Source organism: Amycolatopsis sp. H20-H5, assembly GCF_035828755.1.
Lineage (GTDB): Bacteria > Actinomycetota > Actinomycetes > Mycobacteriales > Pseudonocardiaceae > Amycolatopsis.
In genome coordinates this window covers 13,974-36,860 of sequence record NZ_JAYMZS010000070.1, presented here as the reverse complement: position 1 = coordinate 36,860, position 22,887 = coordinate 13,974, and the positions used below count along the sequence as shown (strand labels likewise).

The window sequence follows — 22,887 nt, the reverse complement described above, 5'->3', positions numbered from 1 at the left end:
TCCGCGAACGTCGGACCGCGACTCGTCGACGAATCGTGCGGCAGCGTTCGCAAGACTTGACGAGTCGTTGGGTTTTTGCAACAGTATGTTCTATGAGCCCGGTACGACGCGGCGAAGAACTGCCGATCCACAACCGGCTCCCCGTGCTCCGGGCGGAGCGCGGGCTGAGCAGGGCCGCACTCGCGGCGGCCGTCGAGGTCAATCCACAGACCATCGGCGCGCTGGAGCGCGGGGACCACTACCCGAGCCTGGATCTGGCGTTCCGGATCTGCGCGGTGTTCGACCTGCCGGTCGAAGCGGTGTTCAGCCGCGAACCGTTCACGCCACTGTCCACTCAGGTCTATCGCGAGGGGGGAAAATGACAGCGAAACCAGGCCGCTTCGCCGCCTACTGGGAGGCGCAACTGGGCAGGATAGAGCAGCTGGAAGCCAAGCGGGCGAAGAAACTGCCCACCTGGCGGACCAGGAAACGCCGTCGTCAGCTGGTCGCGCTGGTGATGGTCGGCGATCTGCTCCTGATCGCGGGTGCGGCGGTGCTCCGCGCTCAGGAGCAGTGGGTGTTCGCCGTGTTGTGGTTCGGCGGCTGCGTGCTCGGTGGGGTGCCGCACCACCTGCTGCGGATCCTGACCGGCAAGATGAGCAGCAGCTTCTCGCGGCAGCTCGACGAGCGGGAACGGGAGTGGCGGCACCGGGTCACCTACGTCGGCTACCAGACCCTGGCCTATCTGATGATCGCCGGGGTGATCTATCTGCTGGTGATCGCGAAGCAGGCCGACAGCGCCTACCGCGGGGCGATCATGATCACCGCGCTGCTGATCGGCGGGGCCACCGTGCCGACCGGGGTGCTCGGCTGGTCACTGCCGGACGACGACCCAGAGGACTTCATCGCAGAGGGGGAAGCACCATGACAGAGGGCACACTGCAGATCGACCACATCTCCAAGCGCTACGGCACACGGACGGTGCTGGACGAGGTCACCTTCGACGTCCGCGCCGGCGAGCTGTTCGGTTTCGTCGGCAGCAACGGCGCGGGCAAGACCACGACGATGCGGATCGCACTGGGGGTGCTGCGGGCGGATTCGGGGGAAGTCCGCTTCGACGGCAGGCCGATCACACACGAGACCCGCACCCACATCGGGTACATGCCGGAAGAACGCGGCCTGTACCCGAAGATGAAAGTGCTCGAACAGCTCGTCTACCTGGCAGAGCTGCACGGGCTCTCGGCGAACGACGCCCACCGCAGCGCGGAGAACTGGATCGCGCGGCTCGGGCTGGCACAGCGACGGGACGACGAGGTGCAGAAACTCAGCCTCGGCAACCAGCAGCGTGTCCAGCTGGCCGCCGCACTGGTGCACGACCCGAGCGTGCTCGTGCTCGACGAGCCATTCTCCGGGCTCGACCCGCTGGCCGTCGACGTGATGAGCGAAGTGTTGCGGGAGAAGGCTTCCACCGGTGTCCCGGTGGTGTTCTCGAGTCACCAGCTCGATCTCGTCGAGCGGCTGTGTGACCGTGTCGGCATCATCCGAAGTGGACAGATGGTGGCCACCGGCAGCGTCGGCGACCTGACGGCGCGGGCTGGCAGCAAGCTCGTCGTGACCGCGCCTGCCGCGCCGCCGGGCTGGACGGCCGGGCTGCCCGGGGTCCAGGTGCTGGAGACCCACGGCGCGACCACGGTGCTGGGCCTGACTTCCGGCAGCGACGACCAGACCGTGCTGGCCGCCGCGCTCGCGACCGGCCCGGTGACCGAATTCAGCAGGCGACGACGTTCGCTGACCGAGCTCTTCCGTGACGCGGTGGCGGAGAAGCCGGTGGGCCAGGGGGCAACGACATGAAGACGATCACTTCGAGGCGCGCGGTCTGGCTCGTCACGAAACGCGAACTGAACACCCGGCTGCGCACGCGGTCGTTCGTCGTCGGGACCGCGGTCATGCTGGTGTTGCTGGTGGGATATCTGCTGCTGCAGATGTCGCTGGCGAGCACGTCCGGCAAGAGCACCGTGGGACTGACCGGGCAGGCGACCGGGATCGCCGAGCAATTGCGCACCGCGGGCACGCAATCCGGCCAGCAGATCGAGACGGTGACCATCGCGGGCCCCGCGGAAGGCCGTGCGAAAGTCGACAACGGGGACATCGACGCGCTGCTTTCCGGCACCGCGGCGGATCTCACCGTGCTCTCCAAGTCCGAATTGGACAGTAAGCTGCTACTGGTGCTGAACGGGATCTCGCGCCAGGAGGTGCTCAACGCCCAGCTGTCCGAAGCAGGCCTTGACCCGGCGCAGGTGGCCCGAACGGTGTCGGCCGCGCACGTGACCACCGAGACGATCAAGCCCGCGGACGCCGAGAGCGGCCAGCGGCAGGTGCTCGCACTGGTGATCGGGATGTTGCTCTACATCGGACTGATCACGTACGGAACGCTGGTGGCACAAGGTGTCGTCGAAGAGAAGTCGAGCCGGGTGGTGGAGATCCTGCTCTCGACCGTGCGGCCGTGGCAGTTGTTGCTGGGCAAGGTGATCGGGCTCGGCCTGGTGGGGCTGACACAGCTCGCGATCCTCGGCGGCGTCGGGCTGGTCGCCGCCTCGCTGACCGGCGTGCTGACGATCTCGGGCGTGGCGGTGAGTGCGCTGCTGTGGGGACTCCTGTGGTTCCTGCTGGGTTTCTTCCTCTACGCCACGATCTACGGCGCGCTGGGTTCGCTGGTCTCGCGGCAGGAGGACACCCAGGCCGTCGTCGGGCCGGTGAACATCGTGCTGATCCTGGCTTTCGTCGCCGGGTTCAGCCTGGTCGGCCAGTCGCCGGACGGATCGGTGACGAAAATCGTCTCCCTGATCCCGCTGATGTCACCGATCCTGATGCCCGCCCGGATCGCCACCGGCAGCGCGGCCGGCTGGGAGATCGGCCTGTCCGTGCTGCTCACCCTGGCGACGATCGCGGCGGTGACGTGGATCGGCGGCCGGATCTACCAGAACAGCGTGCTTCGCATCGGCAGTCGCATCAAGCTGGCCGACGCGCTGCGAGGGTAGGACCGGAGTGCGCGGCGGGCTCGGACCAGCGAAACGCCCGCACCGCGTCTCGCTCATCCTGCTGACAAAGAAATCCGGCTAACGTGGTCCTATGCGATCTTCGACCCACTCACCCGGTTCGCTCGTCGGCAGGCGAGAGGAGATCCGGTCCATCGACGAGCTGATCGCCGCCGCGCGCGAGAGCCGGGGCGGCGCACTGGTCCTGCGCGGTGAAGCGGGCATCGGTAAGAGCGCCCTGCTGGAACACGCCAGGTCGGCGGCGTCGGGATTCCAGGTGATCCACGCGTCCGGGTCGGAATTCGAGTCGGAACTGCCCTTCGCCGCTCTGCACCAACTGTGCCAGCCCTTGTGCGCGCCGTCGCCCGGCTATCTCGCCGAACTGCCCGCCCAGCACCGAGAAGCTCTCGAAGTCGCGTTCGGCCTTGCCACCGGCCCACCGGACTTCTTCCGCGTCGGACTGGCGACGCTGGAACTGCTGGCGGCCGCGGCCCGGCAACGGCCGCTACTGTGCGTGATCGACGACGCCCAGTGGATGGACTCGGCGTCGGCGAAGGCGCTGACCTTCCTCGCCCGGCGCGTCACCGCCGAACCCGTCGCCATGGTGCTGGCGGTCCGGCAGCCCTGCGCGGCGAGCGAACTGGACGAACTCCCCGGCCTGGACATCGGCAGCTTGAGCGACCGCGACGCACGAACATTGCTGACGGCCAAGAGCCAGGTGACACTCGACGAACAGGTGCGCCACCGGATCCTGGCCGAGGCCCGGGGAAACCCGTTGGCGTTGCTGCAACTGCCAAGGGCCGACCGGTTCGCCCTGCCGGACACCTCCTCGGTGCCGACCCGGATCGAGCGGAACTTCCAGTCGAGGCTGGCCGACCTGACCGCCGAGGCACGGCTGCTGTTGACCATCGCGAGCGCCGACCCGACCGGCGACCCCGGCCTGCTGTGGCCCGCCGCCCAGCGCTTGGACATCGACGTGACGACCGCCAGCGCCGCCGCGACCGCCACCGGACTCGTCGAGTTCGCCACCCGCGTCCGCTTCTGCCACCCGCTGGCCCGCTCGGCGGTCTACCTGGCCGCCGACGACGACCAGCGCCGCGTGGTCCATCGGGTGCTGGCGGAGGTCACCGACGCGAACGTGGACCCCGACCGGCAAGTCTGGCACCGCGCACAGGCCAGCACCGGGCCCGACGAAGACGTCGCCACCGAACTGGAACGCTCCGCCTCCCGCGCACTGGCCCGAGGCGGGGTGGTGGCCGCGGCCACCTTCATCAAGCGCTCGGCGGAACTGTCGCTGGTACCCGGCAAGCGGATCGAGCGGACCCTAGCCGCGGTGCAGGCCCAGCTCGACGCGGGTGCGCCCGACGCCGCGGCGCACCTGCTGGGCACCGTCGAGAACAGCTCGGGCACCGACGAACGGCAACGTGCGCACGTCGATGTGCTGCGAGGGCAGATCGCCTTTCAGCGACACCGCGACGACAGCGGCCCGGCGTTCCTGGTCCGCGCCGGTCAACGGCTTTCGGCACTGGACCCGGCCAAGTCCCGCGACTACTTCCTGGACGCGCTCGAGATGAGCCTGGTCGTCGGCCGGGCCACCGAGGCGATGGACATGGTCTTGGTCGCGGCGAAGTCTTCGGCGCCGCCTTCCCGCTCGCCGGACCTGCTCGACGCGGTCACCCTGTTGAGCACAGGCGGGCACCGCGCGGCCGTCCCGCTGATCCGGGACGCACTCGACGACATCGACGGCCCGATGTGGGCCGGGCGACCCGTTCTCACCGTGATCCTGGCGTCCGAACTGTGGGACCCGCACACCCAGCCGGCCGTCAGCACCTGGCTGCTGAAGACCGGCCGCGCGTCGGGCTCACCGCTGGTGCTCAGCCTCGGTCTCGGCCTCATGTCGACCAGTGCCGTGCTGGCCGGTGACCTCGGCGAGGCCATGGCGGCGATCGCCGAGGAGGAGGCGATCGTCGACGCGATCGGCGGGTTCGCGGCCCCCTACCCGCGCATGCACGTCGCCGCCCTGCGTGGCCGCCGCGAGGAAGCGCACGAACTGTTCGAGCTGGCCAGGGCCGCGGACGGCTCCGGACAGGCGGCTCTCAACGTCCACTGGTCGGGTGCCGTGCTGTACAACGGCCTTGGCGACTACCCGGCCGCGCTGGCCGCGGCCAGGCAGGCGACCGACCAGGGCGGCCTCGGCTTCGCCGGCCTGGTGCTGCCCGAACTGGTGGAAGCGGCCGTCCGCTGCGGCGAGCACGAAGTCGCCGCCACCGCGCTGGAATCGTTGACCGAGCGCACCGACGCCAGCGGATCGGCCATGGGCCTGGGGATCGCGGCGTACGCGCGAGGGCTGGTGACCGGGGTCGAGGACCACTACCGGGAAGCCGTCGACCACCTCGAGAAAAGCTCGCCCCTGTATTACCGGGCCAGGGCGCATCTCCTCTACGGGGAATGGCTGCGCCGTGAAGGCCGCCGGAAGGACTGCCGCGTGCACCTGCGCACCGCCCACGAACTGCTGTCCGGGGCGGGGTTCGAGGCGTTCGCCCGGCGAGCCGCCATCGAACTGGGCGCCACCGGCGAAACGGCTCGCGGCCGGTCCGGGCACCCCTACGACGAGCTCACCATGCAGGAGGTCCACATCGCCCGGCTGGTCGCCACCGGCGCGACCTCCAACGAGGTCGCCGCCCGGCTGTTCATCAGCCCCCGCACGGTCGACGCCCACCTGCGCAACATCTTCCGCAAACTCGGCATCACCTCCCGGCGGCAGCTCAGGGACCAGCCCGACCTCAGCACCGCGCAGGCACTCACTGGCCCTTGATGTCCTCGTACCGCCGCAACGCGACCTGCCGCTCGTGCGCATGGTCCACCATCGGCTCCGGGTACCCCTCGGGCTGTCCCGCGTTGAGCTTCCACGGCTGGTGCACGGCTTTGCCCGGCACTTCACGCAGTTCCGGGACGTACTTGCGGACGTAGTCGCCGTTCGGGTCGAACTTCTCGCCCTGGGTCGTCGGGTTGAACACCCGGAAGTACGGCGCGGCGTCGGTCCCCGACCCGGCCACCCACTGCCAGTTCAGCTGGTTCGACGCGAGATCGCCGTCGACGAGGTACTGCATGAAGTGCCGCGCGCCCCACCACCACGGGATGTGCAGATCCTTGACCAGGAAACTCGCCACGACCATCCGCACCCGGTTGTGCATCCAGCCCTCGGCGAGCAGCTGCCGCATCCCGGCGTCGACGATCGGATACCCCGTCCGCCCCTCGCACCACTGCCCGAACGCCGCCCGCGCGGCCGCCCCGGTCTCGTGCTGCATGGCGTCGAACCGCTCGTCGTAGTTCTGCCGCGCGGTCTCCGGCCGGTTCCACAGCACGTCGGCGTGGAACTCGCGCCAGGCGAACTCGCCGCGAAGTGCCGCCGCGCCTTCACTTTCGTCACCCGCGAGGTCGGCGAGGAGGGTGCGCGGGTGGATACAACCCCAGCGCAGATAGGGCGAAATCTTCGTCGTGGCAGGCTTGTCCGGCCGGTCCCGGCCCGCCGAATACCCGGCGACGGCACTCTCGTGGAACTCACGCCAGACGTCCAGCGCGGCCTGCTCACCCGGCTCCGGCAACTCCATCTCACCAAGCGACGGGGATTTCGGGATCTTCAAAGACTTCCCCGGCTCCACCCAGTCCACAATGGACGCACCAGTGTCGGCGGGCCGCGGCCAGCCGTGCCGGGTCCACGCCCGGAAAAACGGGGTGAACACCCGGTACGGATCGCCGTCGGGCTTGGTGATCCGGCCGGGCGTGATCGCGTAGGGCGACCCGGCCTCTTCCCAGGCGATGTCATGCTCGGCCAGCACTTTCGCCACCTCGCCATCCCGGCGGCGGCCGTACGGCCCGGTGTCGGCGGTGACGTACACGGCAGCGGCCCCGACCGCGCGCGCGGCCTTGACGACCTCCTCGGCGGGCTCGCCCTTGACGAGCTTCAGCCTGCCGCCGAGCTGCTCGTCAAGCGCGCGCAGGCAGCCGTGCAGGAAGGCGATCCGCGGGTTACCCGCGGGCGCGAGGAGCGCGTCGTCGAGGACGTACAGCGCGAGGACGTGCTTGCTGCGCTTCGACGCGGCCAGCAGCGCGGCGTGATCACCGAGCCGCAGGTCACGACGGAACCACAACACCACCGGGGCTTCTTTGGTCACGGCGACCGAGACTATGCGGTACCCGAGCGTCGCGCAGAGCGAGGGTCCCCAGGTGTCATGAAAGGGTCTTTCAGGGCAATTTTTGCCCTGAAAGACCCTTTCATGACACTCGAGAGGCTCAGCGCTCCGAGATCGGGCGGTAGTCGCGCTCCGCGTCGCCGGTGTAGATCTGGCGCGGGCGGCCGATCTTGGTGGCCGGGTCCTGGATCATCTCGCGCCAGTGCGCGATCCAGCCGGGGAGACGGCCGAGCGCGAACAGCACGGTGAAGTACTTGGTCGGGAAGCCCAGCGCCCGGTAGATGAGGCCGGTGTAGAAGTCGACGTTCGGGTACAGCTTGCGGGAGACGAAGTAGTCGTCCGAAAGCGCCGTCTCTTCGAGCTTCTTGGCGATGTCGAGCAGCTCGTCGCCGCCCTTGAGCTTCGACAGGATCTCGTCGGCGGTGCCCTTGATGATCTTCGCGCGCGGGTCGTAGTTCTTGTAGACCCGGTGCCCGAAGCCCATCAGCTTCACGCCCTTTTCCTTGTTCTTCACCCGCTCGACGAACTTGGCGACGTCGCCGCCGTCGTCGCGGATGCCCTCGAGCATGTCGAGCACCGCCGCGTTCGCGCCGCCGTGCAGCGGGCCGAACAGCGCGTTGATGCCCGCCGAGATGCTGGCGAACAGGTTCGCCTCGGACGAGCCGACGAGCCGCACCGTCGAGGTCGAGCAGTTCTGCTCGTGGTCGGCGTGCAGGATGAACAGCAGGTCGAGGGCCTTGGCGACCTCGGGGTCGACCTCGTAGGGCTCGGCCGGGAAGCCGAACGTCATCCGCAGGAAGTTCTCGACCAGGCCGAGCGAGTTGTCCGGGTACAGCAGCGGCTGCCCGACGGACTTCTTGTACGCGTACGCCGCCAGCGTCGGGACCTTCGCCAGCAGGCGGATGGTCGACAGCTCGACGTTCGGTTCGTCGAACGGGTTGAGCGAATCCTGGTAGAAGGTCGACAGCGCGGAAACCGCGCTGGACAGCACCGGCATGGGGTGCGCGTCACGCGGGAAGCCGCTGAAGAAGGCCTTCAGGTCCTCGTGCAGCAGCGTGTGGCGCTGAATCTTCTGGGTGAAGTCCTCGAGCTGCGCGGTGGTCGGCAACTCGCCGTAGATCAGCAGGTAGGAGACCTCGATGAAGGTCGACTTCCCGGCCAGCTGCTCGATCGGGTACCCGCGGTAGCGCAGGATGCCGGCGTCACCGTCGATGTAGGTGATGGCCGACGAGGCCGCGCCGGTGTTCACGAACCCGGGGTCGTAGGTGATGTACCCCGTCGACGCCAGCAGCTTCCCCAGCTCGATCCCCGGCGCCCCCTCGACCGGCCGGATCACCTTGAACTCGTGCTCGCCGTTCGGGAGGCTGAGCTTCGCGGTTTCGCCGCCGGACTGCCCCGCAGTCGTCGCGTCGGACATGCAAGTCCCTCTCACATTGCACGGGCCGGCGGCGCCTGTAAGTTTCCACAGGTAGCCATGTGTGTTCACGCGAGAGGCCATGGCCCCGCTGCACACCGCCCCGCTGGGGTATGAATTCTCCACCACGCTAGTCGAAAAAGGGGCCATCGCGCAGCGTCGGGGTTGTTCCTGACCACTGCTTTGGGACAAGGTTCACACGGTGGATGCCATCTCGGCCGCGGTGGGCGGCTCGGCGCCGCTGCGGGACACCGTGATCGAAGCCGCTTTCGCCGCGAACTCCAGCGCGTCCTGCCAGCCGGGCGCGTCCAGCGACGTCAGGTCCGTCACGTCGTGCAGGTGCAGCCACGCGAGCAGCGCGCCCTGGACGGTGTCCCCGGCGCCGATCGTGTCGACGACCTCGACCCGCCGCGAAGGCGCCTGTGCGAGCTCCCCGGCAGCGGTGATCACGGCCAGTCCGGCCGCGCCGCGGGTCAGCACGACGGCGTCCACACCGGACTCGACCCAGCCCTTGGCCGCCGCCACCGGGTCGGTGCCCTCGGCAAGCCATTCCGTGTCATCGTCGGAGATCTTCAGCAGCCGGACGTGCGGAAGCCAGGACGCGAACCGCGCACGATAGGCGGCGGGATCGGCGATCAGGGCCTCGCGGATGTTGGGGTCCAGCACGGTCAGCACGCCGCGCGCGGACTCGCGCCGCAGCACCGCTTCGTACGCGCTGACGCCGGGCTCGAGGACCATGCCGAGGGTGCCCAGTGAGAGCGCGGTCACGTTTTCGGGCAGTGGGCCGGGGTCTTCGACCAGCCTGTCGGCGGTGCCGTCCGTGTAGAACGTGTAGTGCGCGGAGCCCTTTTCGTCGAGCGCCACGACGGCCAACGTGGTCGGCTCGTCGCCGCGCTGCACCAGCGAGGTGTCCACAGCGGACGCGTGCAGGCGGTCGATCATCGCCCCGCCGAAGCGGTCGGTCGACAGCCTCGACAGGAACGCCGACGGCACGCCGAGCCGCCCGGCCGCGAGGGCCACGTTGTACGGGCCACCGCCGAGCCGGGGCAGCAACGCGCGCAGCCCACCGTCCACAGTGGAATCCAACGGTTCACCAGGAACGAGGTCGACCAGCGCCTCTCCACCCACCACGATCACGGGCGCGATGCTAGCCCACCCAGGAGCAGCTCCGATAGCGCCGTGAACGCCTCGGCGTCGGAAACCCGGGTCCTGTGCCCGATGACGCCGGTCTGGATGCCCTCGATGATCAGCCCTGCCATCTCGGCGATGAGCCTCGCGTGCACGTCACGGAACACGCCGTCGGCGACGCCCTTCGCGATGAACGAGCGGATCCGTCCGGCGGCGACCCGGCTGTTGAGCTGATAGGTGTCGCGAGCCGGGCCGAATTCGGCGATGTCGGTCATGAAGGCGGCGGACGCCCGATCGAGGTACTCCGAGATCCCGGCGAGGTACTCGCCGATGATCTTGCGCGCGTCGTCGATGCCCTCGATGCGCTCGTCCAGCAGCTCGGCGGCGCCTTTGAAGTAGCGGCCGACGACCTTGACCGCGAGCTGCTCCTTACTCGGCGCGAGGGCGTAGAGCGTCGACTTCGAACAGCGCAGGCGGGCCGCGAGGTCGTCCAGAGTGAACCCGGCGAAGCCCTCGGCGAGGAAAAGTTCCTCCAGCTCGGCCAGCAGGGCGAGCTGGCGTCTGGTCTCCCGGGGGCGCCGAAGACCCCGTGCGTCGCTTTCGGCCATCACACAACTATCCCCTACCGGCGCAGCTATGCCTCCACACAGCTTTACTGTACTCTCAATGAGCCCACAGTACTGTTTTCAGTACCGTCCACGGAGGAACCATGCCGGCGGAACGACTGCTCCCCACCACGGAAGCCCACGACCTGGTCGCACTGGCCGCCGAGATCGCCCGCGACGAGCTGGCGCCGCTCGCGAGCAAGTACGAAGAGGCGGCGCAGTTCCCCCGTGAGCAGTTCCGGCTGCTGGGCAAGTCCGGCCTGCTCGGCCTGCCCTACGGCGAGCACTGGGGCGGCGGCGAGGTGCCGTACGAGGTCTATCTGCAGGTGCTGGAGGAGATCGCGACCGCGTGGATGTCGGTCGGCGTAGGCCTTTCGGTGCACACGATGTCCTGTTATGCGCTCGCGCATCACGGCACGGAGGCGCAGCAGGACCGCTGGCTGCCGGGGATGCTCGAGGGCGACCTGCTCGGCGCGTACGCCCTGTCGGAGACGCAGGCGGGCTCCGACGCGGCCGCCCTGTCCACCAGGGCACGAGCCGACGGCGACCAGTACGTGGTCGACGGCACGAAGGCGTGGATCACCCATGCGGGTGAAGCCGATTTCTACACGACAATGGTCCGGACGAGTGACGAAGGCGGCCACGGCATCTCCTGCCTGCTCGTCGACGCCGAGACGCCGGGCCTGTCCGCGGCCACCCCCGAACGCAAGATGGGCCTCACCGGCTCGACCACCGCGCAGCTGCTGTTCGAGGGCGCGCGCGTCGACGTCGACCGCCGGATCGGCGCCGAGGGCGAAGGCCTCAAGATCGCGCTGTCGTCACTGAGTTCGGGACGGCTCGGCATCGCCGCGTGCGCCGTCGGGCTCGCGCAGGCCGCGCTGGACGAGGCGGTCGCGTATGCCAAGGGCCGCACCCAGTTCGGGCGGCCGATCATCGAGTTCCAGGGGCTGGAGTTCCTGCTCGCCGACATGGCCGCGACAGTCGAGTCGTCCCGCGCGACCTACCTCGACGCGGCCCGCCGCCGCGACCGCGGGATGCCGTTCCAGCGCCAGGCGTCGATCGCGAAACTCGTCGCGACCGACGGCGCGATGCGGGTGACCACCGACGCCGTCCAGGTGCTCGGCGGCGCGGGCTACACCAAGGACTTCCCGGTGGAGCGGTACATGCGCGAGGCGAAGGTGCCCCAGATCTTCGAGGGCACCAACCAGATCCAGCGCCTGGTCATCGCACGGGAGCTCCGCAACGCCTGAGCCTCAGCGACCCGCGGATTCGACCCGCCACTTAACGTGACTTAAGGTAGCGTAATATCACTTAAGGTCACATTCGGATCGTGCGACAATGGCCGGTGACGTGAGGAGACGCTGTGACAGCCCTTCCTGAGCCGAACCTCGAAACGCAGTCAGGTCTGCTATGGGACATCTCGTTCCCGGATCACCTGCTGTCGATCGCGGAGTACGCGGCGCTCGGTGAAACCGAATCCGGCTTCACCGAACTCGTGGAGGGTCGCCTCTTGATGTCACCCAGCCCCAAGGCGAGACATAACATCGCCTCCGGCAATCTGTTCCTCCAGCTCGGGCAGCAACTGCCGCCCGAGCTCAAAGCCATCCAGGACATCGATGTCGACCTGAGTCTCGCACCGGTGCCAGAGCCAGGCTGGTCGCGGCGTCCTGACCTGATCGTCGTCCGACGCGACGCGATCGAACGCGTGGACGAAGAGAACAACCTGTTCCGCGCCGACGAGGTGCTCATCGTCGTCGAAATCGTGTCGCCGGGGTCGAAACGCACCGACTACGTGACCAAGCACGGCGAGTACGCCGACGCGGGCATTCCGCACTACTGGATCATCGATCTCGCCGATCCCATTTCCCTGGTTTCGTGCCATCAGGCCGGCGAACTCGGCTACCAGAACGCCCCGGCGGCGACCGGCAAGTTCAGCACCACGGAGCCGTTCCCGATCGAACTGGACCTGGAACGGCTCCGCGCCTAGAACTCAGGCCTCGCGGTACTGGCGCTGGGCGGAGACGCCGACGCCCTTGGCCTCGTCGAAGTGGTAGACGTCGACGCCGCGGATGAAGACGCGGGTCGCGCGGTTCATCACGTCGAGGGGGTCGCCCGACCAGAGGACGACGTCGGCGTCGAGGCCGGGTTTGAGGGAGCCGACGTGGTCGTCGAGGCCCAGCATCTCGGCCGGGTTGATGGTCAGCGACCTGAGCGCCGTCTCCGGGTCGAGGCCGTCCTTGACCGACAGGGCCGCCTGGTAGACCAGGAAGTTGATCGGGATGACCGGGTGGTCGGTGGTGATCGCGATCTTCACCCCGGCGCGCGCCAGGATGCCCGCCGAGCGCAGGGTGCGGTTGCGGACCTCGACCTTGGACTTCGTGGTGAACAGCGGGCCGAGGATCACCGGCACGTCGCGGTCGGCGAGCAGGTCGGCGATGAGGTGGCCCTCAGTGCCGTGGTTGATGACCAGCTTGTAGCCGAACTCCTCCGAGAGCCGGATCGCGGTCGCGATGTCGTCGGCGCGGTGGACGTGCTGGTCCCAGTACAGCTCGCCGGCCAGCACCTTGGCGAGCACCTCGTGCGTCAGGTCGACGTCGAACGGCTTGCCCTCGTTCTGCGCGTGATCGCGCTGCGCCGCGTAGTTGCGCGCCTTCGTGAACGCCTCGCGCAGGATCGCCGCGACGCCCAGCCGGGTCGACGGGGTCTTGCCCTTGTCGCCGTACACCCGCTTGGGGTTTTCGCCCAGCGCGCTCTTCACGCTGACGTGCTCGGCGAAGACCATGTCGAACATCGACCGGCCCCAGGTCTTCACGCCGATCGTCTGTCCACCGATCGGGTTACCCGAACCGGGCTTGATGACCACGCTGGTGACACCGCCGGAGAGCGCGTCGTCGAAACCGCTCTCGTACGGGTCGATACCGTCGAGCGCGCGGAACCGGGCGCCGTTCGGGTCGGTCATCTCGTTGGTGTCGTTGCCCGCCCAGCCTTCGCCCTCCTCGTGCACGCCGAGGTGCGCGTGGGCGTCGATGAACCCGGGCAGCACCCAGGAACCGGAGGCGTCGATCAGCTCGGCGTCCTCCGGGATGTCGACGTCCGCGTCCGTGCCGACCGCGACGATCTTGCCGTCTTCGATGAGGACCGTGCCGCCGTCGATCGGGTCACCGTCGATCGGGACCACGTAGCCGCCAACAATCGCCTTCGTTCGCAATGACCCTGTTTGCACTGACATAGTTTGACACGCTAACGAACTACGTCCGCCGTGCGAGCACGGACCCTTTTTGACAACCGATCACTATCTCGGCGAACGCTCCTTCTCGAAGTGCACCAGCTCGTGGTCGGCCTCGGGCGAACGATGCGTCTCGCGGTAACCCAGCCGGGGGTACAGCTTCAGCGGCACCACGCTGAGTGAACCGGTGAACAGCCTGAACACCGAGACCGACGGCGGTACGGCGTCCTCGGCGGCGAGCAGCAGCGAGCTCCCCAGCCCGCGCCCCTGCTGGTCGGGCGCGACGACCAGCCTGCCGATCTCGGCGACCTCGCCCCTGATCACGAACCGGACGCTCGCCAGCAGCCGCCCGGACTCGCGCACGCCCCAGACGAGGCACGCCGGGTCGATCAGCGCGGCCTGGACTCCTTCGAGGGGCTCCACCAGCGGCGGCAGGTCGAAATCCTGGTGAAGCCGGGCCTCGGAAATGTAGGAAGCCCGCTGCAGGGTGAACAGCTCGCCCGCGTCGCCAGGGCCAAGGCGCAACAGCTCCACTAACGGACCCGGATGCCCCAGCTGCCCGTCCACGAGGCGGCGGGCTCCAGCTCGATCAGGTCGGTGCCGGTGTTGAGCGCGTCGGCCGGGCAGGTCATCGGCTCGATCGCCACCGCGCGCCCGCGCCCGACCAGGTCCGAGGGCGTGAACACCTGCGCCCACTTGAAGTCCGGCCCGGTCCAGACCGTCAGCTCCTGGTCACCATGCGAAAGAACGTGGTGGTGCGTGCCGTCCTCGGCCGGCGAGAGCCCGCCGAACGCGGTGTCGAGGTCGACGCCGCCGAGCAGCTGCCCGCCGCGGAAGTCGTACTCGGTCCCGTCGACGTCCTGCTCCTCGGCGTACGGCAGCTGCGCGTCGGCGAGATACGGCCGGACGCGGGTCGCGGACATCGTCAGCGTCAGCTCGTCGGTGAGGGTGTCGCCGATGCGGAAGTACGGGTGCGTGCCGACCCCGACGCCGATGGGACTCTCGCCCTCGTTGCGGATCTCGTGGGTGATGGTCAGCTCGCGCGGCGCGAGTTCATAGGTGATCGTCGCGCGCAGCGGCACCGGCCAGCCCGCCTGCGCCGGGACGTCGACGGCGAGGGTGATCGACGACTCCGCGTGCTCCAGCAGCTCCCACTCCTCGTGCCGGGTCAGCCCGTGGATCGCGTTGCCACGCGCCTCCTCGGTGATCTCCAGCTGCTGCTTCTCGCCCTCATGGACCCACTGGCCCGCCTTGGTCCGGTTCGGCCACGGCAGGAGGACCTGGCCGAGGCCCTTCGGCGACGGCTCGTCGGCCGCGAACTCCTCGACGTACGGCACGCCGCCGACCTCGAAGACCCGCAGACCTGCGCCGATCTCGGTGATGACGGCCCGCGCGCTGCCGCGGGTGATCTCGAACTGCTCTCCGGTGGGGGTGCCCATGCGGACGAGATTACCGGCGGACGCGGGCGAGGAAAGCGGCCCAGGCACCCGAGCCCACGGCGAGTTCCCCGGCGGGCGCCTTCGAGTCCCGGATACCGACGGCATCGGGCGCGACGGCCCGATGACAACGCTTCTGAACGCAACCGGTCGAAGACCAGCCTTCCCATCCCGCAAGTCCCAAGTCCCTGAAGGCCACCTTCACAGCGTCTAACGCCGTCAAGGTGGCCTTCAGGGACCGTCGGGCTGGACAAGCCGGGCGGCTTGGGACAGCTTGGGGACAACGGCGGCCGGACAGAGGAGCAAGCATGAAGGTGCACCACCTGAACTGCGGCAGCATGAGCCCGGCGGGAGGTTCGCTGCTCGACGGGCAGCCCGGGTTGCTGCGCCGCACCTCGATGGTGTGTCACTGCCTGCTGATCGAGAGCGGCGACGGGCTGGTCCTGGTCGACACCGGGCTCGGCACCCAGGCCGCCGCGCGGCCGGGTGAGTGGCTCGGCAAGGGGTTCGTGGCCATGGTCGGCGCGAGGCCTTCGATGGCGGAGGCCGCCGCCGTGCAGGTCAAGGCGCTCGGGTTCGCACCGGAGGACGTGCGGCACATCGTGATGACACATCTCGACGTCGACCACGCGGGCGGGCTCGCGGACTTCCCGAACGCCGTGGTGCACGTCCACGCCGAGGAACACCGCACCGCGACGAACCCGTCCGGCTTGACGGCGAAGAACCGGTACCGGCCCATCCAGTTCGAGCACCGTCCATTGTGGAGCACTTACGACGAGGCGGGCGAAAGCTGGTTCGGCTTCGAGGCCGTCCGTGAGCTGAAGGGGCTGCCGCCGGAGCTCCTGCTCGTGCCGCTCATCGGGCACACACTCGGCCATTCCGGCGTCGCTGTCGACACCGGCGAAGGCTGGCTCCTGCACGCCGGGGACTCGTACTTCTTCCACGGCCAGCTGGATCCCGTGAAACCGCACTGCCCACCCGGAATGACCGTGTTCCAGAACCTGAACCAGACGAAACGCAAGGCACGGCTGGAAAACGTCGCCCGGCTGCAGGAACTGGTGCGCTCGCACACCGACGACGTGACGGTGTTCAGCTCCCACAGCCCCGTCGAACTCGTCGCGCTGAGCCGCTAGCTAGCTCGCGTCGATGGCGGCCTTGACCAGCGGGGTCATCATCTGGGCGGTCATCTTCGCCGGGCCGTCGTAGCTGACCAGCGTCGGCACTCCGCCGACGAGCTTCGCGGCGACCAGGGTCGCGGTCTTCTGCTCGTCGAGGTAGTAGACCGCGCCTTCGCCGATGCCGCCGACGTCCTGCGAGCCCGGCTTCTTCGCCTTGATGTCCTGGATCATCTTGGCGGGCTTGGTCGCGAGTCCCTCGTAACGGGTCACCGCGAGCGCGCCGGCCTGCTTGCCGTTGGCGGAGTACACACAGGTCTTCGACTTGCCCTTGTTGGCCGCGTTCTCCTGGACTGGGCCCGGCGCCGAGGTCACCGGCGAAACGGCGATCGCCTTGGCGACGGCGTCCGCGGGGAGCAGCTCGCAGGGCGCCTTCGCGGGGGCGACGGGCGCCTTCGAGCTGGACGGCGCGGGTGCCGGGGCCTTGCTCGACGACGGGGCCGCGGCCTGCGGTTCGTTGGAGGAGCAGGCCGCGGTGGCGGCCACGAGGGCGGCAATCAGGACAAAAGCCCTAGAAGTACGCATGCCCCCACAGTACTTGCCCTCAGCCGGGATCCTTGGGCGACCGGTAACGCCAGAACTGCGGGAGCAGCAGCATCGAGGCCAGCGCCAGCACGATCACCAGCAGCCCGCCGCCGGTCGCGGCCGCCGCGGTGCCGACGCCCGCCGCGGCCCAGCCGTGGGTGACGTCGGCGATGCGCGGCCCGCCCGCGACCACGACGGTGAACACGCCCTGGAGCCGTCCGCGCATCTCGTCGGTGGTCGCGACCTGCAGGATCGACATCCGGTAGATCGCGCTCACCATGTCGGCGGCGCCCGCGAGCGCCATGAAGACCACGGCCAGCCACAGCGAGTGAGCGAGACCGAAGGCGGCGATCGCGGCGCCCCAGGCGCAGACCGCGACAACGACGGCGAAGCCCTGACGCCGAACGCGCGTGAACCAGCCGGAGAACACGCCGATGAGCATCGCGCCCGCCGGGAGGGCGGCGTAGAGCCAGCCGAGCGCGGGGCCGCCGCCGGGAGGGTCGCCGAAGGTGCGCTCGGCCATCTCCGGGATCAGCGCCCGCGGCATGCCCGCGACCATCGCGATGATGTCGACGAGGAACGAGGCCAGCAACACCTTCTGCGTTGCCAGATAACGGAAACCGTCGACGATGTCCGAGATCCCGGCACGCCGGGACGGACCGTTCAGCGGCGGCAGCGGGGGCAGTTTCCAGACCGCGATGAGGGTGACGGTCAGCGCGATGACGTCGACGAGGTACAACGTCGAAAGCCCGATGACCGGGATCAGCGCACCGGCGAACAGCGGGCCGAAGACCGCGCCGAAGGTGGACATCGTGGTGCTCAGCGCGTTGGCCGAGGGCAGCAGCTCACCCGGCACCAGCCGCGCGACGACCGCGCCGCGGGTCGGCATGTTGATCGCGAACAGCGCCTGGTTGACCGCGAGCAGGCCGAGCACGAGCCAGACCGAGTTCGCGCCGACGAAGGCCTGGAGCCACAGCATCGCCGAGGTGATCGCCACGCCGATGTTGGTGTACAGCAGCAGCTTGCGACGATCGACCGCGTCCGCGATCGCACCGCCCCAGAGGCCGAAGACGAGCAACGGGACAAGGGCGACCGCGCCGGTCAGGCCGACGTACGCGGACGAGCCGGTGATGTCGAAGACCTGCTTGGGCACGGCGACAGCAGTCAGCTGGGTCCCGACCGCGGTGACCGCGGTGGACATCCAGAGCCGCCGGTAGGCCGGGATCTTGAGCGGCCGGGTGTCGACGACGATCTTGCCGAGTATCTTGCGTGCCCCCGTGCGCGGCGCCGTCTCCGGCTCAGTACTCACGTGACATTACTTTAGCGGCGCTAACTAACCTCGTCGCGTGATTTACCTCGCCGCCAGTGTCATGAAAGGGTCTTTCAGGGCAATTTTTGTCCTGAAAGACCCTTTCATGACACTTGAGGGCTAGGGAGCGATGCGCTCGTTGTGCCAGCCGTCGTGGGTGCGGACGTACTGGAGGCGGTCGTGCATGCGGTCCTCGCGGCCCTGCCAGAACTCGACCGTGTCGGGGCGGATGCGCCAGCCACCCCAGTGAGGCGGGAAGGGGATCTGCTCGACGTCGCGAAAACGTCGCTCGATCGAGTGAAGCGCGTTGTCGAGGGCGCGGCGGCCGTCGACGCGGCGGGACTGGGGCGAGGCCCAGGCGCCGAGCTGCGAGCCGCGCGGGCGGGAGTGCCAGTACGCGGCGGTCTCCTTGACGTCGACCTTCTCGACCTCGCCGCGGACATGCACCTGGCGCTGCAGCGAGTACCAGGGGAACGTGACGGAGGCGTACCGCGTCGCGGTGAGGTCGTGACTCTTGGTCGAGGTGTAGTTCGTGTAGAACACGACACCCCGCTCGTCCAGGCCCTTGCAGAGGACCGTGCGGGACGACGGACGGCCCTCGCTGTCCGCTGTGGCGAGGACCATCGCGTTGGGCTCGGCGATCCCCGCCGCGTCGGCCTGGTTCAGCCAAGCCTGTAGCTGCTCGGTCCAGGTCGCCGCCAGCGCGGTCTCGTCGAACGAACCACCGTCGTAGGCCACCCGCATCCCGGGCAGCCTCACCACGGCGTCCGTTACGACGTCCCTGTCCTCGATCTCCGGCATCATCGCCAAACCTCCGCACCCGGTAGGGCATCTGTGACTTCGGCTATCCGCCGACGGTATTGCCTCGCGAGCTGTGGCGAAACCCACTGAACGGTGACTCGTGCCACCCCCGCGTGGCCATCTGCCCGTAACCGCGGGGCCGCAAGCCGTAACGCCCCGGTTACCGGCCGGACCTCGATCGATAAAGGCGAGACCTACCGTCGGACTGCTCCCGAGCCGTCCCCCACCGCCACGGAGGCAGGCCTTGACCGAAACGCTCCCCACCACCGAAACCCCGGCCCCGCCGAAACGCACTTACGCGCCGCTCGCGGCGAACGAGAACCGCGAGGACTACTCCCTCCGGTTCGCCGCCCACTCGTTCCGCCGGTGGTCGCCCTTCGTGGTGGCGACCACGGCGCTGGGCGGCATCGCCTACCTCGCGGACTTCGCGATCGGCGCCAGCATCGTCCTGTCGTACGGCTTCACCTCGGGCGTCCTCGCGATCCTCGCGGCGGCTTTCGTCATCTTCGTGACGGGCGTGCCGATCGCGCAGGCTTGCGCGAAGTACGGCGTCGACATGGACCTCTTGACGCGCGGAGCGGGCTTCGGCTACTTCGGGTCGACGCTGACTTCGCTCGTCTACGCGAGCTTCACGGTCATCTTCTTCTCGCTCGAGGGCTCGATCATGGGCCAGGCCTTCCAGCTGGCCCTCGGCATCCCGCTGCCCATCGGGTACCTGCTCGCGACGCTGATCGTGCTGCCGTTCGCGCTGTACGGGATGGGTGCGGTCGCGAAGATGCAGACCTGGACGCAGCCGCTGTGGATCGCTGGGCTGGTGCTGCCGTTCGTGGTCGTCGCGATCCGCGAGCCGGGCAAGTTCGCCGAATTCGCGTCGTTCGGCGGGACCGAGGGCGCCGGCACGGGCTTCTCGGCGGTCGGGTTCGGCTTCGGCATGGGCATCGCGCTGTCGCTGATCGGGCAGATCGGCGAACAAGCCGACTACCTGCGGTTCATGCCGGAGAAAACGGCCGAAAACAAGCGGTCCTGGTGGGCGGCGGTGCTCGCGGCCGGGCCCGGCTGGGTGATCCTCGGCGCGGCCAAGCAGATCGGCGGGGCACTGCTGGCGTTCCTCGCGCTCGGCGTCGTCGGGAAGACGCACGCACTGGAGCCGATCGCGCCCTACCTGGAGGCCGTCAAACCGGCACTGGGCCCGGCCGCGCTGACCTTCGCGGCGCTGTTCGTGGTCGTCTCGCAGATCAAGATCAACACTACCAACGCGTACTCCGGCTCGCTGTCGTTCGCCAACTTCTTCTCCCGCGTGCTGCACCGCCACCCCGGCCGGGTCTGGTATGTGCTGGTCAACTGCGGGATCGCGCTGGCGCTGATGGAGTTCGGCGCGTTCGCCTTCCTGAACAAGATCCTCGGTTTCTACTCCAACGTCGCGATCGCGTGGATCGGCGCGGTCTGCGCGGACCTGGTGATCGCGAAGCCACTGGGCCTCTCGCCGCGCTACATCGAGTTCAAGCGGGCGTACCTGCACAAGATTAACCCGGTCGGGTTCGGCTCGATGCTCGTCGCGTCGGCGGTCTCGATCGCGGCGTACTTCGGCGCGTTCGGGCAGCTCCTCGCCGCGTTCAGCCCGCTGCTCGCCTTGGTGATCGCGCTGGTGCTGGTGCCGACGCTCGCGAAACTCACCAAGGGCAAGTACTACCTCGCGCGGCCGAACACGGTCTCCGGGCCGGATTCGGGCGCCGAGGACCTGCAGGCCACGCACGAGTGCTCGGTGTGCGGGGACGACTACGAGCTCCCGGACGTCGCGGACTGCGCGAAGCAGTCGGGGCCGATCTGCTCACTGTGCTGCACGCTCGACTCGACGTGTCACGACGTGTGCCAGACCACCGGCCCGGTCGCCCTGCCGATGCCGACAGTCCGCGCCTGACCGAGCCCTGACCGAGCGCCGTCTACCGCCCGGCTTGACTGGCCCGTTCACACGCCTTCGCCGGATTCCTCAACGCAGCGAAGAAGATCAAGACGGTCGCGCCGTCCGCGACGCCGACCGTCACCTCATGCCGCCGGGACGGTCGTCGTGCACAGAGCCCGCGACGGCGGGGTAGCCGTCGATGTCGAACGGCTCGAAGTACTCGTACTGGGCACGATCGGCGTAGGTGACGTCGATGCTGGCCTTCGGTTGCCACCAGACGGCGACGGACTCGTGCGCGGTGTCATCCGGCCAGGTACAGGAAGGATTGTCCTGCGACGCTGACGGCCGGCATCGTCGGTCCCTTCGGCTGGTTCCACGTCCCGCCCAGCATGGCGGCGGCCCACCGGAAACGTGCCCTGGCTGGCCTGTTGCGGCCAAGCAACTCGCCAAACCAGCGCCTCGCCTTAGCTTGGTCCTCCGGGATTCGAGAGGCGGACATGGGTTTCTTCACGGCGATCTCGCAGGGCTTCAAGCAGTCATTCGAGTGGCAGGGACGCTCGTCCCGAAGCGAATACTGGTACTTCTTCCTCTTCGTGATCGTCGCCTACATCGCGCTGATAGCGGTGGCGGTGAGCATCGGCGTCACCCAGCTGATCGTCCTCTACGTCACGGTGCTTCCCGCGCAGATCGGGGTGTCCGTCCGGCGGCTGCACGACACCGGCCGGAGTGGCTGGTGGCTCTGGCTCGGCCTGATTCCGACGCTGGGGGCGATCGTGCTGATCGTGTTCTACTGCCTGCGCGGCGAAGCGGGCATCAACCGCTACGGGCTTACGCCCGGCATGGCCCCTAGCCAGGAGGAACTCAGGGAACCGCAGGTCTGGTGATTCCGGCGAGCATCAGCGCGCGGAGTTCGGCGGCGACGACCTTGACCGGCAGCGACGGGACGTGCGCCTGCCACTCGCGCATGAGGCCGGTGGACGCGCCGACCAGCGCGATCGCGGTGAGCCGGTAGTCCCGCTCCGGTGAAAGGCCCGCTTTGGCGGCGTGGCAGGCCTCGGTCTCGATGAACGTCGCCCACCTGGCGACCCACTTCTGGTGCTGGGCCTCGAGTTCGACACTGACGCCGACGGCCTCGACGTAGTTGAGGCGGGGTATCCGCGGGTCGGCGGTGATCGTCGCGACGAAGGTGTCCAGCAGTTTGCCGATCCGGGTGACCGCGTCGGAGCCCTGCACGGCGGCGAGGGTCTCGGCGACGCGGTCCATCGCCCGGTTGTTGATCTGCTCGTGGAGCGTGAGCAGCACCTGCTCCTTGCTCGCGAACTCCTGGTAGAAGTTTCGGGTGGACACCCCGGCGCGGGTGCAGAGGTCGGCGATCTTCGCCTGCTGGTAACCGGTGGTGGTGAACAGGTCGAGCGCGGCCACCAGGAGCCGTTCGCGCCGCTCGGCGCGACGCTGCTCCGGTGCGACGCCGCCATAACTGCGGGTCACTCGCCCTCCCAAGCCGGGTGCTGGACCGCACATCATAACCTCTGTGCGCGGTCCAGTGCCCGACCGTGGCTGACGAGCTCGCCCGCGGGCGGCGCGGCTGACGGCGCGGCTCAGGCTGCGGGGCCGGTACCTGCTTCGACGACGCCGACACGAAGGGTGTGCGCGTCGGCGGAGGCGTCGAGCGGGCCCTGGTTCCACGGCAGCGTGACCGACTGGCCGCGGTCACCCGGGGTGCGCACGGTGATGCTTTCGGGGGTGGCCTGGTCGGCGCGCGCCTCGATCCCGGTCCAGTGCAGCAGCTCGTGCGCCGAGGTGCCAGGGCGCAGGTGCACGACCTTGGCCTCGGAGGCGTTGTCGAGGCTGACGGTGATCGCGGGCGCGCCGTTCAGCGACACCGGGATGCTGCCCTTGAGCTGGCAGTACTGGTGCGCCTTGGCGGTGAACACCACCTCGGCGTAGCGCTGTCCCGCGCCCGGCGACCCGGCCACGAGCGTGGTGGTCACCTGGTCCGCGTTGCAGCCCTCGGCGGGCATCGCCGACGCCGAACCGGCCGCGACGACCACGCCGACCGTGGCGGCGCCGAGAACGGCGGCGGTGGCGATACCCCTGCGAACGATGGCGCTCTTCATACTGTGACTCCTCATCCGAAAGTGTTTCAATCACCCCTTGGTGA

At 68.8% G+C, this 22,887-nt stretch carries 23 protein-coding genes; 10 read left to right on the top strand and 13 right to left on the bottom strand.

The window, feature by feature from the left end:
- Positions 1-92: 92 nt before the first annotated feature.
- From QMK34_RS30525 to QMK34_RS30505, 5 genes are all read left to right on the top strand, one after another.
- Entirely contained in the window at positions 93-362 is a 270-nt protein-coding gene (locus tag QMK34_RS30525; RefSeq protein WP_326417976.1) for a helix-turn-helix transcriptional regulator, read from the top strand.
- On the top strand, positions 359-907 hold the full coding sequence (locus QMK34_RS30520) for a hypothetical protein (protein WP_326417975.1): 549 nt from the start codon (positions 359-361) through the stop codon (positions 905-907). The genes QMK34_RS30525 and QMK34_RS30520 overlap by 4 nt, the downstream gene beginning before the upstream one ends.
- Positions 904-1,830, top strand: coding sequence for an ABC transporter ATP-binding protein (locus QMK34_RS30515; protein WP_326417974.1), 927 nt, complete (start codon positions 904-906; stop codon positions 1,828-1,830). Before QMK34_RS30520 ends, QMK34_RS30515 begins: the two co-directional genes overlap by 4 nt.
- The gene (locus tag QMK34_RS30510) at positions 1,827-3,017 is read left to right on the top strand and encodes an ABC transporter permease (protein WP_326417973.1); all 1,191 of its coding nucleotides are present in this window, start codon (positions 1,827-1,829) and stop codon (positions 3,015-3,017) included. The genes QMK34_RS30515 and QMK34_RS30510 overlap by 4 nt, the downstream gene beginning before the upstream one ends.
- 91 nt (positions 3,018-3,108) lie before the next feature.
- Positions 3,109-5,829 (top strand): ATP-binding protein, encoded by a 2,721-nt coding sequence (locus QMK34_RS30505; protein WP_326417972.1) that lies wholly within the window; start codon positions 3,109-3,111, stop codon positions 5,827-5,829.
- Here QMK34_RS30505 and QMK34_RS30500 read toward each other — a convergent pair.
- The 4 genes from QMK34_RS30500 to QMK34_RS30485 form a co-directional block, all read right to left on the bottom strand.
- Positions 5,816-7,189, bottom strand: coding sequence for a cryptochrome/photolyase family protein (locus tag QMK34_RS30500; protein ID WP_326417971.1), 1,374 nt, complete (start codon positions 7,187-7,189; stop codon positions 5,816-5,818). The genes QMK34_RS30505 and QMK34_RS30500 overlap by 14 nt on opposite strands.
- A 118-nt stretch (positions 7,190-7,307) precedes the next feature.
- Positions 7,308-8,624 carry a citrate synthase gene (locus QMK34_RS30495; protein ID WP_326417970.1) on the bottom strand — a complete coding sequence of 439 codons (1,317 nt, stop codon included), beginning with the start codon at positions 8,622-8,624 and terminating at the stop codon, positions 7,308-7,310.
- 192 nt (positions 8,625-8,816) lie between these two features.
- Positions 8,817-9,758 (bottom strand): carbohydrate kinase family protein, encoded by a 942-nt coding sequence (locus tag QMK34_RS30490; protein ID WP_326417969.1) that lies wholly within the window; start codon positions 9,756-9,758, stop codon positions 8,817-8,819.
- Positions 9,755-10,357: a TetR/AcrR family transcriptional regulator gene (locus tag QMK34_RS30485; protein WP_326417968.1), complete on the bottom strand. Its 603-nt coding sequence runs from the start codon at positions 10,355-10,357 to the stop codon at positions 9,755-9,757. Before QMK34_RS30485 ends, QMK34_RS30490 begins: the two co-directional genes overlap by 4 nt.
- A 101-nt stretch (positions 10,358-10,458) precedes the next feature.
- Here QMK34_RS30485 and QMK34_RS30480 point away from each other — a divergent pair, with 101 nt between their 5' ends.
- On the top strand, positions 10,459-11,604 hold the full coding sequence (locus QMK34_RS30480; protein WP_326417967.1) for an acyl-CoA dehydrogenase family protein: 1,146 nt from the start codon (positions 10,459-10,461) through the stop codon (positions 11,602-11,604).
- Positions 11,605-11,717: 113 nt separating this feature from the next.
- The gene (locus tag QMK34_RS30475) at positions 11,718-12,341 is read left to right on the top strand and encodes a Uma2 family endonuclease (protein WP_326417966.1); all 624 of its coding nucleotides are present in this window, start codon (positions 11,718-11,720) and stop codon (positions 12,339-12,341) included.
- Positions 12,342-12,344: 3 nt separating this feature from the next.
- On the opposite strand, the gene QMK34_RS30470 is transcribed toward QMK34_RS30475, so the two are convergent.
- The 4 genes from QMK34_RS30470 to QMK34_RS30455 form a co-directional block, all read right to left on the bottom strand.
- The gene (locus QMK34_RS30470; protein WP_326417965.1) at positions 12,345-13,562 is read right to left on the bottom strand and encodes an amidohydrolase; all 1,218 of its coding nucleotides are present in this window, start codon (positions 13,560-13,562) and stop codon (positions 12,345-12,347) included.
- Between the two features lie 84 nt (positions 13,563-13,646).
- On the bottom strand, positions 13,647-14,147 hold the full coding sequence (locus tag QMK34_RS30465) for a GNAT family N-acetyltransferase (RefSeq protein WP_326417964.1): 501 nt from the start codon (positions 14,145-14,147) through the stop codon (positions 13,647-13,649).
- Positions 14,114-15,019, bottom strand: coding sequence for an aldose 1-epimerase family protein (locus QMK34_RS30460; RefSeq protein ID WP_326417963.1), 906 nt, complete (start codon positions 15,017-15,019; stop codon positions 14,114-14,116). The genes QMK34_RS30465 and QMK34_RS30460 overlap by 34 nt, the downstream gene beginning before the upstream one ends.
- 10 nt (positions 15,020-15,029) lie before the next feature.
- Positions 15,030-15,326: a DUF397 domain-containing protein gene (locus QMK34_RS30455; protein ID WP_326417962.1), complete on the bottom strand. Its 297-nt coding sequence runs from the start codon at positions 15,324-15,326 to the stop codon at positions 15,030-15,032.
- Between QMK34_RS30455 and QMK34_RS30450 the strand changes: the two genes are divergently transcribed.
- Complete coding sequence (locus QMK34_RS30450) at positions 15,325-16,149, top strand: MBL fold metallo-hydrolase (RefSeq protein WP_326417961.1); 825 nt, start codon at positions 15,325-15,327, stop codon at positions 16,147-16,149. The two genes, QMK34_RS30455 and QMK34_RS30450, sit on opposite strands and share 2 nt — an antisense overlap.
- Here QMK34_RS30450 and QMK34_RS30445 read toward each other — a convergent pair whose 3' ends face one another.
- The 3 genes from QMK34_RS30445 to pdxH all read right to left on the bottom strand — a co-directional run bounded on the left by QMK34_RS30445 (position 16,150) and on the right by pdxH (position 18,829).
- Positions 16,150-16,716 (bottom strand): DUF3558 family protein, encoded by a 567-nt coding sequence (locus QMK34_RS30445; RefSeq protein WP_326417960.1) that lies wholly within the window; start codon positions 16,714-16,716, stop codon positions 16,150-16,152.
- 19 nt (positions 16,717-16,735) lie between these two features.
- A complete protein-coding gene (locus QMK34_RS30440; RefSeq protein WP_326417959.1) occupies positions 16,736-18,025 on the bottom strand; it encodes an MFS transporter in 1,290 nt (429 codons plus the stop codon).
- Between the two features lie 120 nt (positions 18,026-18,145).
- Positions 18,146-18,829 carry a pyridoxamine 5'-phosphate oxidase gene (pdxH, locus tag QMK34_RS30435; RefSeq protein WP_326417958.1) on the bottom strand — a complete coding sequence of 228 codons (684 nt, stop codon included), beginning with the start codon at positions 18,827-18,829 and terminating at the stop codon, positions 18,146-18,148.
- 241 nt (positions 18,830-19,070) lie between these two features.
- On the opposite strand from pdxH, the gene QMK34_RS30430 reads away from it, so the two are divergent.
- Both QMK34_RS30430 and QMK34_RS30425 read left to right on the top strand, forming a co-directional pair.
- Positions 19,071-20,744 carry a purine-cytosine permease family protein gene (locus QMK34_RS30430; protein WP_326417957.1) on the top strand — a complete coding sequence of 558 codons (1,674 nt, stop codon included), beginning with the start codon at positions 19,071-19,073 and terminating at the stop codon, positions 20,742-20,744.
- Between the two features lie 479 nt (positions 20,745-21,223).
- Positions 21,224-21,610 carry a DUF805 domain-containing protein gene (locus QMK34_RS30425; protein WP_326417956.1) on the top strand — a complete coding sequence of 129 codons (387 nt, stop codon included), beginning with the start codon at positions 21,224-21,226 and terminating at the stop codon, positions 21,608-21,610.
- On the opposite strand, the gene QMK34_RS30420 is transcribed toward QMK34_RS30425, so the two are convergent.
- Complete coding sequence (locus QMK34_RS30420; RefSeq protein ID WP_326417955.1) at positions 21,588-22,214, bottom strand: TetR/AcrR family transcriptional regulator; 627 nt, start codon at positions 22,212-22,214, stop codon at positions 21,588-21,590. The genes QMK34_RS30425 and QMK34_RS30420 overlap by 23 nt on opposite strands.
- A gap of 110 nt (positions 22,215-22,324) precedes the next feature.
- Positions 22,325-22,843, bottom strand: coding sequence for a DUF4232 domain-containing protein (locus QMK34_RS30415; protein ID WP_326417954.1), 519 nt, complete (start codon positions 22,841-22,843; stop codon positions 22,325-22,327).
- Between the last annotated feature and the right edge of the window lie 44 nt (positions 22,844-22,887).

Coding starts and splice junctions, on each gene's coding strand:
- QMK34_RS30525 (WP_326417976.1), top strand. CDS start 93: ATGAGCCCGGTACGACGCGGCGAAGAACTGCCGATCCACAACCGGCTC.
- QMK34_RS30520 (WP_326417975.1), top strand. CDS start 359: ATGACAGCGAAACCAGGCCGCTTCGCCGCCTACTGGGAGGCGCAACTG.
- QMK34_RS30515 (WP_326417974.1), top strand. CDS start 904: ATGACAGAGGGCACACTGCAGATCGACCACATCTCCAAGCGCTACGGC.
- QMK34_RS30510 (WP_326417973.1), top strand. CDS start 1,827: ATGAAGACGATCACTTCGAGGCGCGCGGTCTGGCTCGTCACGAAACGC.
- QMK34_RS30505 (WP_326417972.1), top strand. CDS start 3,109: ATGCGATCTTCGACCCACTCACCCGGTTCGCTCGTCGGCAGGCGAGAG.
- QMK34_RS30495 (WP_326417970.1), bottom strand. CDS start 8,624: ATGTCCGACGCGACGACTGCGGGGCAGTCCGGCGGCGAAACCGCGAAG.
- QMK34_RS30485 (WP_326417968.1), bottom strand. CDS start 10,357: ATGGCCGAAAGCGACGCACGGGGTCTTCGGCGCCCCCGGGAGACCAGA.
- QMK34_RS30480 (WP_326417967.1), top strand. CDS start 10,459: ATGCCGGCGGAACGACTGCTCCCCACCACGGAAGCCCACGACCTGGTC.
- QMK34_RS30460 (WP_326417963.1), bottom strand. CDS start 15,019: ATGGGCACCCCCACCGGAGAGCAGTTCGAGATCACCCGCGGCAGCGCG.
- QMK34_RS30450 (WP_326417961.1), top strand. CDS start 15,325: ATGAAGGTGCACCACCTGAACTGCGGCAGCATGAGCCCGGCGGGAGGT.
- QMK34_RS30455 (WP_326417962.1), bottom strand. CDS start 15,326: ATGCTTGCTCCTCTGTCCGGCCGCCGTTGTCCCCAAGCTGTCCCAAGC.
- QMK34_RS30445 (WP_326417960.1), bottom strand. CDS start 16,716: ATGCGTACTTCTAGGGCTTTTGTCCTGATTGCCGCCCTCGTGGCCGCC.
- pdxH (WP_326417958.1), bottom strand. CDS start 18,829: ATGATGCCGGAGATCGAGGACAGGGACGTCGTAACGGACGCCGTGGTG.
- QMK34_RS30425 (WP_326417956.1), top strand. CDS start 21,224: ATGGGTTTCTTCACGGCGATCTCGCAGGGCTTCAAGCAGTCATTCGAG.
- QMK34_RS30415 (WP_326417954.1), bottom strand. CDS start 22,843: ATGAAGAGCGCCATCGTTCGCAGGGGTATCGCCACCGCCGCCGTTCTC.